The sequence below is a fragment of the Paraflavitalea pollutisoli genome, from assembly GCF_029360705.1.
GTDB classification, from domain to species: domain Bacteria; phylum Bacteroidota; class Bacteroidia; order Chitinophagales; family Chitinophagaceae; genus Paraflavitalea; species Paraflavitalea pollutisoli.
On the sequence record NZ_JARKMX010000008.1, the window covers coordinates 3,496,812 to 3,511,192 of the forward strand.

At 50.2% G+C, this 14,381-nt stretch carries 8 protein-coding genes; all 8 read right to left on the reverse strand.

Going from position 1 to position 14,381, the window contains the following annotated elements; translation table 11 throughout:
* The 8 genes from P2W70_RS27740 to P2W70_RS27775 are packed head-to-tail and all read right to left on the reverse strand — an operon-like array spanning window position 1 to window position 14,379.
* Window positions 1-1,263 carry a contractile injection system tape measure protein gene (locus P2W70_RS27740; protein ID WP_276484822.1) on the reverse strand — a complete coding sequence of 421 codons (1,263 nt, stop codon included), beginning with the start codon at window positions 1,261-1,263 and terminating at the stop codon, window positions 1-3.
* Window positions 1,260-5,132: a carboxypeptidase-like regulatory domain-containing protein gene (locus tag P2W70_RS27745; protein ID WP_276484823.1), complete on the reverse strand. Its 3,873-nt coding sequence runs from the start codon at window positions 5,130-5,132 to the stop codon at window positions 1,260-1,262. The genes P2W70_RS27740 and P2W70_RS27745 overlap by 4 nt, the downstream gene beginning before the upstream one ends.
* The gene (locus tag P2W70_RS27750) at window positions 5,129-7,954 is read right to left on the reverse strand and encodes a hypothetical protein (RefSeq protein ID WP_276484824.1); all 2,826 of its coding nucleotides are present in this window, start codon (window positions 7,952-7,954) and stop codon (window positions 5,129-5,131) included. Before P2W70_RS27750 ends, P2W70_RS27745 begins: the two co-directional genes overlap by 4 nt.
* A complete protein-coding gene (locus P2W70_RS27755; protein ID WP_276484825.1) occupies window positions 7,944-11,375 on the reverse strand; it encodes a baseplate J/gp47 family protein in 3,432 nt (1,143 codons plus the stop codon). Before P2W70_RS27755 ends, P2W70_RS27750 begins: the two co-directional genes overlap by 11 nt.
* 4 nt (window positions 11,376-11,379) lie before the next feature.
* Window positions 11,380-11,778: a GPW/gp25 family protein gene (locus tag P2W70_RS27760; protein WP_276484826.1), complete on the reverse strand. Its 399-nt coding sequence runs from the start codon at window positions 11,776-11,778 to the stop codon at window positions 11,380-11,382.
* 2 nt (window positions 11,779-11,780) lie between these two features.
* On the reverse strand, window positions 11,781-12,041 hold the full coding sequence (locus P2W70_RS27765; protein ID WP_276484827.1) for a PAAR domain-containing protein: 261 nt from the start codon (window positions 12,039-12,041) through the stop codon (window positions 11,781-11,783).
* A 5-nt stretch (window positions 12,042-12,046) separates the two neighbouring features.
* Window positions 12,047-13,720 (reverse strand): phage baseplate assembly protein V, encoded by a 1,674-nt coding sequence (locus P2W70_RS27770; RefSeq protein ID WP_276484828.1) that lies wholly within the window; start codon window positions 13,718-13,720, stop codon window positions 12,047-12,049.
* A complete protein-coding gene (locus P2W70_RS27775) occupies window positions 13,720-14,379 on the reverse strand; it encodes a CIS tube protein (RefSeq protein WP_276484829.1) in 660 nt (219 codons plus the stop codon). Before P2W70_RS27775 ends, P2W70_RS27770 begins: the two co-directional genes overlap by 1 nt.
* Window positions 14,380-14,381 lie beyond the last annotated feature (2 nt).

Below are 14,381 nucleotides of genomic sequence, written 5' to 3' on the forward strand. Positions count from 1 at the left end.
TCAATACCATTCTGTGACCAGGTGGCGACGCATCCAGGGCAACCGGAAATGACGGAATCCCCAGGGAATGCTGTTCAACAGTACGTCGACACCCGACTCTTCCACTTGTAAAATATAGTTATCATCCTGTAGACGAAGGTTTCCCATACGCTGCAGGAAGGTTTGTCGCAATCCATCCGGGGAGGTATTTTGTAATACCGCCCAATGGCCAATGATCGCTTCCAGTAATTCATGGCCTTCCACAGTAATTCCCTCCGGCAGTTCCTCTTCCCAGGTCACCACTTCCGACAGATCCAGTCCGCACAGGAGCTTTGGCAGCACCAGTAGTTCTTCGGGCGGCAGGCTCGTTGTGCCGGTCGCCAGCCAATGCAAGGCCTGCACAGCTGTTGTGCGGGCTTCCGGCGATACGAATTCCCCGCTTGCTACCAGCCCCGCCTGTTCGAAGAACCGGCTGATATAGGGAAACAACAATACCAATCCAGCATTTGAGCACGCAATGGCATGGTTTGCTGCGGGCTCCTGATCACCAGCGGTCTGTTGCAGAGAATGCTTACTGTCTTCCGTGAACGGCGCCTGAGCGCTCTTCGCGTGCTTGCCACTCAATATTTGCTGAAGCAATGCTTTCTTTTGGTTCAGTTTGTTTTCCCTGCTCATTGCTACAAGTTCGGACAAGTGGTGATACAGCGTACCAGGTGTCTCCTGCAGCTGCTTTACCAATACCGGATACAGGGCGGCGGACTGCGATGGTGACACCTCCAACAATACCTCCAGCACCAGGTTTATCAACGTTGCGGTGTGCTGTGTCAACAAGCGGTGCCAGCAGGGCCCTGTTATTTCCTTCACGCGCTCTTGCAGCAATACGGTGCGAAGCTGGTCCGTATGTTTGAGCAGCCATGTTTCTATTTCCTGCCGGGTGCTTAGTAGGGCAGTAGCCGGTAAACAACCATGGGCCAGGTAGAACAGCCACTGCCGCGCAATCAGCGTCAGGCTATCCTTTGAAGCGGCTCTTAGTTTGATCGCTTCCGCCAACTGTTCTTTCCAGTCTACATCACTGAGGTTCCAGGGCAGATCGGACAGGTTGATCGTTACTTTTTCGATGTAGACCACCTCATCTGGATGATCCATTGGCGCCAGGTATTGATCCAGCAACTCCGGCAACCGGTGCCGCGCCCAATGTTTGGCAGCCGACTGGTGCTTGCCGGCCTCCTCGTAGCTGGTTGCCGGCAACACCACACTGATCTTATGTACACTGGCTGTACTCAAAGGGCCAGAATTTTAGCCACTTTATCAAAGTCTGCTTGCGTGATCAGCATGCAATAGAAGGTCGGGCTACCTTCCTGGATGGCTTCTGCAATGCGCCTCAGCCTCGGTATGTTGACGATCAGACTGCTCTTCTGTGCCGATGTCACCGTTCTGGTGAACGTGAACAGCATATCATCGGTTACTTTTTGCGGCGAAATGGTCAACACGGAGTCTATGATCAACGAGGTAAACTTAACGTCCTTGAAGCTTTCCATGTTGATCGACTTGACGTTGGGGAACTCCGTCATGAGATTGAACTCTCCCTTGGTCGTAATCTCCCCTTTACCAAGATCAGTTTGCTCATCGACCAGTATGATCGAACCATTTACTTTTACTCCCTTGATCCTGTTGAAATCTCCTTCCTGGGGATACATGACACCCACTGTGAAAGGCAATTTTTTGGCGGGTTCCTGGGTGGTACTGTCCACAAATATCTTGTTTGCATCGGGTCCGGCGTTGATAGCCTGCTGCACTGGTTTTGAGTTGTACACGACCGCTGCTTTGGCAGACTTTGTTATGTCGCCCCTTTGTTTGGTGACAAAAAATCCGTCGCTGACTTTGCTCATATCAAGCTCCATTTCCGGATCGATCACTTTAATGCTGTTCAACAGGGAGGCAATATATTTGTCAGGTTGCCCGATCAGTTGAATGCGGAAGAAGTCCAGCTCTATCAGGGACACGGTGAGCGTCTGGTCTTTATCGATCGTTTCGATACTGAATTCCGTATCATCGAAACTATCATCTTTCACAATAAAGTTGAACTTCTTCTTTGGCTCTTCTGTCAGTACCAATACACCCTTGTCTACTGTCAGCAACGTGTTGTTGTCTTTATTCAACAGGGTAAAGAGCTTGGTGATGGGTATTTGGTTTTGATTGCGGAAATTGATGGTCGTCTTGAACTTCGCGGCCGGCACCTTGGTAAGGATGATATTTTCTTCCTTCGGCAAGCTGGCCACTACCACATCTTTGGAGTAGTCCTGGTAACCGGCCACCTTACAGATGACCTTCACGGTCGTATTTTCCGTCACCAGTGCGGTATAGAAACCATCCTTATCGGTCACCACGGTAGCGCCACCCACGAGTACAGTCACGCCTGCCATGATGGCCCCGGCCTGGTCCTTTACGGTTCCGCTGAGGGTGATGGTCTTGTTTTCGACCAGCGTAAATTGTATCGGACGCAGGTGAGAGGCGATGATATAAGGCAGGTAGAAGTCGGCCACCACCTGGTTTGCTGCATCGTAGATCATCAGGTAAGTGCCCCCTTTCGGAACGCCACAACCATGCGCTATACCCGGATGTAGTTTCACAAATTTCTCCAACAGGTTTTCGACTCCCAGGCCTCCATTGCGTTTCTTGTTCTCCGCATCCAGCTGTATGATCTTGATCCAGTCGTCGTCAAATTTCACACGGCCCGCATACTCCATCATTTCATCGCGGTTTACCTCGTAGAGTATCTCATCGCTGGTGATGTTATTAAAATAGAAGTTGAAGGGACGCAGGTAGTCCATCATCGCATCACTGGCCGGTATCAGTTCGTCTTCCAGGTTATCACGGTACTTCGTAATATCCAGCTCCAGGAAATTCTCGGCCAGGTACTCCTCCTGCAGCTTGAGCGCACAGTACAGGCGCAGTACATGCAGGAACAAGGTTTTGGACTGATCTCCCTTCTGCATCCCCTTTACCACCTTGAGCAGGTGGCTGTAAAAGCTGATATCCGACGTATTCTTGAACTTGTCACTCCGCTTGATCGTATCCACCAGGTTGCCCAGCGTATTGAAGAACAGGGCACCGATGGTATAGATGGGCTGAAAGATACCCACATAAGCAGGATTGTATTTCAGGTAGGATATACCTACACTCTCCTGCTTGGCCAACGTCTGCGTGACTGGTTTGGCTTCAGCGGTCATGGTTTCCAGATCGCTGTATTTGGCCTCTGTTGTATAGGCTTTCGCCTTGTAATTGGTGGTAATATTGCTGGCCATGATGGCTTCGTTCAACACCATTTCGAGCGGTTTGGCCTTCAGCAAGCTGTTGATATTAGCCAGAAAAAACATAAAGCTCTTTTCCAGTTCTGCCTCCAGCACCGTACGAATAGGATTGAATTTGCCTGCTTTCAATTGCCGCCCCCACAAATAACTAACATTGAGACTGATCTGCTTCAACACCTCTGCGCGCACCACCTGGTACATGCTGTCCACATCTTCGTTGATGGTAAAGTTGAAGGAATGGCTGAAGGGGGCTTTTTCGTTCAAACGCAGCATGAGCACTTCGAAAGCCATGCCGTGTTTTTTACGCAGTTGAAAAACTGCATTCAGGGCATTGACGGCCGGCTGCCCATATATCCCCTCGATCCGGAAGAAAGCATGGTTACCCTGCATGGCATAAGACAAGGTATTATAGGCCAGGTTGACGGAAGGTGTCTGGTTATCGTTGGTACTATTGTAAGTAGTATTGTACTTATTCAGGTTGGCATGGGTGGCCTGCACATTCCATACAGCTGCTGTAGGCGTTTTCAGGTAATAGGGCATCGCCTGTGTTGATAGCGGATCGTACAGGTTGCCACCGGTCGTAATACGAATATCTTTCTTACCGGGCAAAGCGGCATCATCAAAGGCCGTTACCAGCGCAACGAGGCGCTTCAGGCATACCAACACTTTCTGGGCCACTTCAGCCTGTTGCGTTTGTACCAACCTCGACTGAAAGTAATGGCGGTAAACGGAATAGCCCGTCGTCACCGGTACATCAAAATCATTGTTGGCATTGGCCAGCTGGCCCAGCAAAATATGGTTGGGAAATGCCGATTCGTTGGTAAAACATTTGGCTTTGAGGTGCTGCGCCGCTGCCTGCAGCTCCTGGTAGGCCTTGACAAAACACCAGAGGTAATCATATACCACACCCGTCAGTGACGGTGACAGGTTATTGGGACTTAGCACGTTCGTACTATTGATCTTGGCTACCAGCGTATCCACCAGGGTGATATTGGCGGGCGTTATCGTGCAGTAATTACGCAGATTGCTCAGCGCCTGCTCGATGGCCAATTTGTTGTTGGTCAGCATATCCCGGAAATCCTTGATACAACGGCTATACTCATCCACCAATACCTTCTCACTAAAGACCGTGTTGACCGATTTATTGGAAAATACCGGTTTCAGGATATTGACATTGGGGAGGTGTAGCCAGGGAAATGCCTGTTTACTCACTGCATCTTCAGACTGTACGATGTTGTTGTATTCTTTGCTCAACAGCAACAGCGCATCTTCCCTGGTGATCACGAGTACCTTGCTCTTGAAAATATATTTCTTGCCACGCTCCTGGCAGTTATCGCCTTCGCAATCCTTGAGTTCTTTTTGAATGATCTCCGCAAATAATAACACCACCCGGCCTGTGAGGGTATTGCCATCGATGGGAGTAGCATCATTGATCGTATCCTCCATCAATTCCAGTATTGGCCCTGTAAAGCCCGGGAAATAGCGGGATGGCTGATCAACGGACTGGGCATAATTTTCAGCCTGCGGATCGAGATCGGGCAGGTAGTGATAGGCCAGCTTTTCATTGGCCCCTTGCGTATAAGGCTTTTGTTTGGTATAGGAAGTAATGCCGTTGGCGGCTCCGGTGAGCGACACGATATGCCCGGCACTGGTAATACCTATGCCATGAGTTACCTGCACAGCATTGTTGACCAGTTTGACCTGCAGTCCGCCGATCAGCCCACAACCTATGAGGAACCTGCGCGACTGCCGTTCCTGCGTATCGAGGTAACAGGCCATCCAGTTCAGCTCATCGGCCGTGAGTACCTGCCTGGATTCGAATTCCGGGAATATATTGATCATACGTTGTTATTTTGAATGTTTCCTAAATAAGTCTTGTCGAGGAATACACGTGTATTGTTCTCTTCCCCTTCATCTTCGCAACCATGCAGGGTAGCCGGGAAATAATCGCTGCGTTGTGCTTTCATCACCTGCACCAGCTTTGTTTGCACTTCGAGGAAGCTGAGCAGTTTATCGAAATAGGTATCGCTGTCGCTGTAAAACAAAGCATATTTGGCAGCCCACCAGTCGCCTACCGCTGCTTCATAATTCCCCATACTCTCTTCGTCGATCCAGCATACCCGCAGGAGTACACCGACGGGTGTTTCCCGGCGCACCAGCCGTTCGATGTAATCCCGGTAATGTACGTCCTGGTATACAGGTATCCAGGAGGGCAGTACCACGGACGCTGTGAACGAATATGGATCGTGGCCACCACAAGCGGTACAATCATCATCAGTACAAATGCCCAATAACTCGGTAGCCAGGGTAAGCCCCTTGGTTTGCAGGTACAGCATGAATTCGCTGGTGAGCGTAGGTATTCGCAGCAAGATGTGCTCGAGCACATGGAAATGACCGCGTTCGCTCTTGTCTTCTTCATCGAGATCAACTGCCTTACGGCGACTGCCATCCGGCTTTTGCAGTTCGCAACCCAGCAGGCAGCTCAACCGGTTCTCATACCCCGAAAGCGGGGTATTGAAATAGTCAGCGTGGGAAAGCAAATTGATAGCCGCCCCACGATTGGCGCTAATGGCGATATAATTGGCCAGGAATTTCTGCTTCAGGCCTATCAGGTATTGATAGTAGTCGGCCTCCGAAATGGCCAGGTTGTCTGTAGAGAGATAGAAATAATTATCCAATTCCTGCAGGTTCTCCGCAAAACGTGATAACAGGTAGTCGAGACTGGCATTCCGCTTTTTGAGAAAGCTGGTGGGCGGCTCAATGATATCCTGCCAGCGGCTATCGCCTGCCGGGCCCAACAGGTAAGACCTACGCCAGTCGTTGCCGCTGCTTTTGTATTGCAGGTGCGACACCGGCTCCCAGGATAGACTACCCTTCAGCTGGTCGAGGTCTTTGAGGAAGTTGGCGATCAATTGTTCGAACAACAGCAGGTATCCCTCCAGTTGTTTCGATTTATACAATTCCGGTTTGCTGAGGTAATTATCGGGCAGGTTTCTGCCAATCTTATAAGTAGCCGGAAACTCATCAGCCAGTGCATAGTGCATAGAGAGGTCGCGGTACACGGGGTTGAAAACCGGCATGGGCACATTCGAATTACTGTACTTGATGCTGTTGGTTTGCAACAAGGTCAGTTTGACTACACTTTCCTTAAAGTGCGCCAGCAATGGCAAGTCATTCTTATAAAAAGTCAGTTTGCTCTTACGCTTGTTCAATACCGGCTTGAAACCAGTTGGCACTTTGATCTCCCACTTGTTGGTATTGGTGAGCACATTACCATTGTCGTCGCGCAGCAGCAAGGTGACGTTGCGCACGTTGACCAACCCTTCCGTTTCATAAATGGTGTTGATGATATCGGACAGGTTGATGGTAAAATCTTCGAATGAGTTCTCGCCCATCTCGTTTTCCAGCACAAATCCATGTGCCAGTTTGGGGCCTTCCAATATCTCTTCAATGGGAATTCCTTTGCCCGTCAACTCCTGGAATGTATAAAAAGGAATGGTGGGGGAAATGTATTCAATGAGCTTGTAAAAAATAGTGGCCTGTACCTGATCGATATCCACCTTGCTGTCGACATCGATATCCGCGCAGATCTGAAAGTCGATGGTAGGGATGGCCGATATCTGCGGCAGAAAGTCCTCTGCCAGGTTACGGTTCGCATGCAAAACCGACTGGATGTCGGTATAAGCCTTGGCCAGCGCCTGTATCCTTTTGAAGCAATTGGCCCAAAAGGCAAATTGGTTCTTACTGAGCAGGATTTTCAGGTCCTTACCGGAGATGCCTTTGCCCCCCTCGAAGAAAGGTTCAAACAATACATCTTTGAAGGTAAAGGTAGGCACGCCACCGCAACGCACCACCACATGGTAATACCATTCAGACAGTATCCGGTCATCGAGCTTACCGTCGTTGTTGTTGTACTTATTTTTGGGCGAAGGCACAAAATCGACTGTAACACTGGCGGGGTTGACGGTGTACGCTTTGGCGATCTTCTGCAATATCCGCCGCTCGTTGATCAACTGGTTCCAGTTGCTGATATCATAGTAAATATCCCCAAAGTACTTAGGTTCGTATACGCCCTCAAAGGCCTCTCCGCTATCGATATTGCCCAGCAAGGGCTGTACTTCAAATTCGATGTGCACCGCATATAGCCCAATGATAAAGATGGGATCACTGTTCAAGATGGCCGCATGATCGGCCGCCGGTATCGGCGGGAAAGTGACATCCTTCTTCAGCACCAGCTTTCCGCCCTTTTCATACACATACATCGGCTCGTAGTCGAGGTCGATGGTGGTATTGGGATCAGTGACCGGGGTAATCCAGGCATTCTTGATCAGGGGCAGATCGATCAGTATCTTCCGGAAATCGTTGATGGTAACCGGATGGCAGGGCAAAATATCCTGCGGATAATAAAAAGCCTTCTGTGGCAGGTTGCCGAGGTTATCCGTCAACAGGTCCTGTACCGGAAAGTTCATGCGGAAACCCAGGTCGGCCAGCGCATAACACAGCGCCTCCATGATCGTAATACCCGGATCATGGATATTGTGATCGGTCCATTTGGCCGTCGTCGTTTGTTGTATATAGGCCATGGCCCGGTCGCGTAACTGGGAGAAATTCTCCAGCAAGGCGGGCAATGCCTTTTCGTCGATATGTTCGTTGTTAACTACCATAAGGGTGAACCGTTATTGTATGTTCGGCCGAAGAAGTCAGAAAATGAATAGCCGTAGAAGCGTCGATCTCATCTTTTACTTCGAGGTTGTTCTTCTTCAGTTTCAGGTTTTTTATATGGTGTACATAAGGCAGCTCGTCGATGAAGTCTACCAGGGTGGCCGCATAGATCTTTTGTGATAAAGCCGGGGCCCCGCTTGCTTCAAAGGCCCAGGGCGAAAAGAACCGCATGATGTCCTTGCTCAATTGCTGCCGGTAATAAAGCAGGTCAAGGATATCTTCGTTGGCTACCACCTCCAGTTCTACCGACAGGCTGTCCCACCGGGCATTCAATACCTGGAAAGAAAGAAAGGGGGAACATTTGCTTTGCAGCCAGCTTTTTACGGCTTGCAGTTTCGACAGCGTGATCGCTGGCTGAAAATTGGGATTCTCTGCATTCACCAGGTAATAAGGAATGAGGGTAATGAGCGTATGCCACGGCTTGGCAATGATATTGGTACCCGCATCGTTGTACCAGGCATGGTTGAGGCATTTTACCTTGTAGATATTGGGAAACTGCTCCAAAATGAGTTGTTCAATATCCCACTGCGTAATGCCCCGGTGTTTATGACGCAGGCGCATGCTGCTGCGCCAGAAATAATGCAGGTCGGTTTCTGTTTCGCGGCCATTGAGGGAAGGTGTATCCTGCGTTACAGCTTTCACATTGGCCGTTTTGGGAAACAGGTTTTCGATGGTGGCCGGCGCTACCGACTTCCTTGCGTCCTGGTTGTTGGCATCGAATACCCGTTGTACTACCACACCATTGGTTTTAATGCTTTTCACATTGGCAACCACTTCTGCGTTGCGGTCGCAGCGCGCCACCAGCCAGTAGGTATTGTCTCCATACAATAGCTGGTTATCGGGAGTGGCTGTTACGGGTAGCGTCATCTGCACAATACCGGGCTGCAGAAAATGATTGGTCGTATCTACCACCCGCGACGGATCGAGGGCCACGATCTTTTCCTGTGTTACATAATGCCAGGTCACCTTGGCTTCCAGTTCCGATTGGTCAGCCGTTTCCTCGGCTATGTCCAGCAGCAGACTGATGCTTTGTCCCGGTGTAATATTGGTCAAACCGATATACAGATCAGCCTCGTAACTATTAAAACCGAGATCGGGCACTGAATAATCCGGCAATAGGGTCAACCCGCTCGACTTGTTAACGCTTCGCTCGCCAAAAGGATAGAGATGTACCGTGCGATTGTTACGATAGAAATCGAAGTAACGAATCCGCAGTTCCAGGTGCCGTTGCCGCAGGGCCACTTTTTGCAGCCGCTTGTTGGCGTAGGGCACATATAAAGATGTAATGAAACGACGATGGTTCAGCCACTCGGCAATAAACAGGATCGGACGTTGTGTTTCTTTTTCATACACCAGTTCTTCCAGGTCGGCCTTGAGGTCGACGGATTTCACCAGCAAGATCCTTGGCAGGGGTGTCAGCACGGTGGTGGTGGAATTACCTTTTGTGAGCGTTGAAGTAGCGTTGTACTTATGATCACTCTCCAGCTTGACCAGCAAACTCGAAGCAAAATTATTATCAAACCCGGTAACCGGGCTACTCTCCTGCCCGGTGGTGGTGGTCACATCCGTATCATTGATACTCATGGGTACCGCCTCTTTCAGGCGATCGCCCCAGTTGATGGTAACATCCAGCTTGTCGGCATACTGTATATAAGGATGATACAAGCGGAAGGAAGCCCCCGCATGCGAAGAAGAGCCAAAGGCCACAAAGCTGGCAGCTCCATCCACCATACCAAACACGGTACGTACCTGCGTGGGTGTAAAGCTTTGCTGGTAAGCCTTCACTTTGATGTTGAGGAGCTGCTGTTTGAGCAGAAAGCGATACAACACGCTGTAATCATCCGTGTCGATGCTATCCTTATCGGGCGAGGCCAGTTTGATCCGGGCGTTGACGCCCGTTTTAACGGCCACCTTAAGGTCTTTCTCAATCTTTGTACTGAACTTCAGTAAATGGTCATCGGCCTCCGCTTTACTCACCGCCAGCAATGCTTCTGTTCCATCTTCCAGCAGCAGGCTGATCCGGGTGTTCTCCAACAATTTCGGACTGGCGGGCACATCCACTTCAAAAGCAAATTCGAAATCGATGACCGTGTCCTTCTTTTGCATGCTCACCAGCATCTTGCTCTCGATGCCCATGCCTGTGTACGAATCGCTTACATCATTGAAGGGCAACCAGGCGTTATTGACCTGCCATTCGGCATTGGTGGCATCATCGGCGCCGGTTACGGTAAACAAATCATTGTTCTTCCGCAGCCGCACCGTCGATTTGATGGCCGCAATCTTCGCACTGTTGAGTATCATATCAGCCGTCGACTGGTAATACACCGTTTTGCCCAGGCTGTTCTTCCCGGCCTTGAACATCGAATGGCGGGGTAAGAAATACTGGTTCACATTCTTTGCCAGTTCCAGGCTTACATAGGCGCTATCCGGCAACACCGCCTGCTTTTGCAAACGCAGAATATCGTTGAATACAAATACGGTATGCTTATGCACCAGCTGATTGTACTGTGCATCATAGAGCATCGCCAGTTTACAAAAAGCAATCAATAAGCCGACATGCGGTTCATGGTTATTGGCGGTAGTCGTCAGTTCCTGCAACCGGTTGGAGGCCCAGCTATTGAACATTTGCTGCACCTGCATCAACGCCCGGAAGAAGGTATAGGCATATTCGTTGGCAGCTTTGATCTTGTCTTCATCCGTGGCATAGATGCCCAGCACCGGATCGGTTGGCAGGTTACCAGGATTATAGTACCCGTGCAGGGAAGTGGTAAGACCTGTTTCTACCGGCGGGAACACGATACCGTTAAAAGGCGGCGTAGCGACCTGCTCTGCGGCGACAATCAGCACCGGCGGTCCTACCAGGCATTCTTCCAACAGCGACTCGTAACGCACAAAGAGGTTACTGACCGTATTTCCTTTCAGGATGGACAAGACCTGCGGCTGCGTGTCACCAGTCATGGTTTCGCTGATGGTTTTGTAATACCAAAACAGGTATTGCAGTACTGAAAGACGTTGCCAGGCCAGCTTTTTGTATTCGGTAGGTGAGATCGTGTTGTCGCTGTTAAAACCATTGATCTGGGGCAACTCCGTAAAGTAATTGTGGAGTTCCTGTACCGACACCGTTACGAACCGGGACAATTGAAAGATCGCATCCTTCTTCAGCAGGTCGTTCCAGGTATGAGCGGCTGCGCCGGTATCATTGAAGAAGAGCACATCTTTCGACATCTCATAGATGATCTTGAAATAGTCCTTGAGTGAGTCCGTACGAATGGAAAATCCATCCTCCAGCAACAGCTTATTGCTATAGGCCACCGATCCTGCTGACAACGGGTAGTTGGAAATATTTTCGATTAATTTGCCCACAGCATTAAGCGTTTAAGTAAAAGGGGAATATGAAATTGTGGCGTTGCCGGTCGGATAAGATCATATAGTCCAGTATCATCAGGTAGCGGCCCTCGAGGGTTTCGTCAGCCACAAAGTCCATGGTCAGTGGCCTGATCCTGGGTTCATATAGGGCCACACTCCTTACCAACACCAGCTTCATATACGATTTGAAATGTTCGTTGATACTCTCGAAGATCATCGATTTCATAGCCGTACCGTAGTTGGGCTGCATCACCCGTTCACCCAGTTCGGTCGTAAATAATATATACAGGCTTTGGTTGATGTCTTCCACCCCCGACGCCATCGCCGTCGTATTGCTATCGGGATCGAAATGCGGGGGAAAAGCCCAGCCAGTGCCAATGATTTCTTTGTCGATGTTCATAGTTATCCAATTTGAACGGTTGGTAAGCCCACGGTGATCGCCGATCCGTTGCCGGGCGTATCCCCCACCCTGATGGCGGGCTTGCCGCCGATCATGACTGTTGTACTGCCCATCGTGAAGGGCCCCGGTACATTGCCCGAGGAGGGGGTACTGATATCGCCTGCTACCGCTGCCGGTAAATTACCGATCAGCACCGTGGGGGCGCCTGCACCGGTTACGATGCCATCGGCGGTAACATCTGTTATTCTTCCTGCTGCTGGCATACGCTCTAGTTGATGAAAACCATGGAGCCTTTTAATTTGATATTGCCTGTTGCGTTCAACTCTACCGCCGCGCCATCGATCTTCACATTGGCGTTGGCCTTGATCACAATGTCTTTGGTACCGGTGAGGTTGATCTCGCTGTCGTTCATCACGATCTTGTTCGAGTTCTGGTCTTGTATGGTAATCGATTTCTCGTCTTCCGAGATCACGATCTTGTTGCCGCCCGGAGTAGATATTTCGTGGATCGCTTTCTCGTCGTTCCAGGCCCACTTCATCCCCTTTTTAGTCAGCAACACCTTATCGTAGTTATCGTCTTTGAATTCGGTATGGGGTACAAACTTCGGACTGAAGGCAGAGCCCAGGATCACGGGCACATCGAAGTCGTTACCGATAAACGCTATTACGACCTCATCACCGATTTCCGGCAACAATACCAGCCCATGCTGGTCGCCGGCGTACAAGGTCGAAAGGCGTGCCCACAAGGGCTCCTGCGCATCTTTCCAGCTGGCGATCTTTACCTTGATGCGGTTGAGGTTGTCCGGATCATCCTGCAATTGCTCCACGATACCCGTCAGCACTACCGGACGGCTATGCGCGGGTTGCAGATCGTACTTGCAGGCGTATGACTCGCAGTTGAGACCAAACTGTATATAACTCGTAAAGCCACCTTCACTGTAATCCTGTAATACGGATGTAATAATGAATTTTCCATCTACGACCTCGTTAAATCCCTTGATCTCGATGGTGCCCCCAGGGCGGGCCGTCAGGTTCGCCTTGATGCGTACCATGCCGTTGTGTTGCGACAAGGTCTTCAACTGGGTAGCCGCATTCACCAGGTCGCTGCACTCCATATCATTGTAGGTACGGTAGTTGATATCAGCGAATTTCCCCTTCACCGTAGCCGGGGCCGCAGAAGGCATGGCGCTCTCTTCTTCCGTCACCTCCGTTTCGAGGGAGCTCAGGTTGAAGCTGATCAGTTCTTTTTCCACCTGGTATTTCCGCTCGTCCTGTTCGATCTCTATTTCATATACATTGCTGCCATAGGTAGCGGTGATGACTTTAGTAGGATCAAACTCCTGCGTTGGCTTATCGATGGTGACGGTGTCTTTTTCGGTAAACACGAAACAACCGTTGGCTTCCGCACGCACGTTGATGAAGTCCCAGTCGTTCATACCATTCTTTACCAGCTGTGTATGCTTGACCATAAACTGGGTAGTCAGGTGGCTGGTGCTCAGCGTGCCGCCATTTTTCGATACGATGGCATCGATAACCTCTTTGTCCGATTGTTTGGCATAGACTTCCGTGGCCGTGCTCAGCGCCATATTGACGGCTTTTGTCTTGGCCACTACCTGAAACCGTGTACCATGCACTGAGTTCTTGAACTTATGCCGGACGATATGTCCCTCAAACAATACGATCTCGTCAAAGTCCAGTTTCGCCTTTACAGCAATGGGTGATCCCGCCGTGGGCAACCCCGCCCCGAAGGGGTTGGGCAGGCCGCCGGTACCGAGATCGGCTGAATGCTTGTAAACGATATGCGCCGAAGAAATGTATTGATAACCTTGCTTTACCTGCATCGATATCAGCTGGAAGTCATCCGACAAAGGTTGGTTGTTCACGTAAACATGGCAGGTGTACTGACTGTAATCGATGGCGGGTAAAAGGTCTGTTAACGGCATTACTTGATGGTTATATGTTGGCGTAGACTATTCAGGTCTTCCGTGCGTGCCATGTTTACTGCCTGCACCACGCTGTTGGTGGCCGTAAAGGCAGTGCTCAGAAAACTGGCCACATTAGAGATGGTTTCTACTGCTTCCGGTACCTCAAACGAATCCAGTATATCGATCTTCGGCTTGGCAATGATCTCATTGAAGGTGGCGGAGATCGTGGCCCGCAAAGGAATGCCCAACTGGCTAAAAAGGGTATAGTTTACGGAATAGGTCTCGATCTCGCAGGTAAACATAAAAGTGCCCCATACGAGGAGGAGCTTGGGCAGCGACAGTTTCGAATCCTTTCCGACGTTGAAATCGAGCAAGGCCTTTTGCTCGGGCATCACCACCGAACCAAACTTCCTTGTTTCCAGTAACACGATCCGCTGATCGCCGTTGGCGCCCGTGCCGTCGATCAGAAAGTCGAACGACATTTTACGCAAACTGATGGCGTACACCGGTGCCGTGGGAGCCGCATCGCCGGCCGTTTCTTTCCGGTCTTTGGTGAAGTTGTACTCCACCTTGTAACTGGCCGGGTTAAACATGGCAGTGAAGATCCTGGGCTTCAGCAGATCGGCCGGATTGTCGAAACTCTTGAACGCGAGTAAGGTCATTTTCAGTAAAGACATAT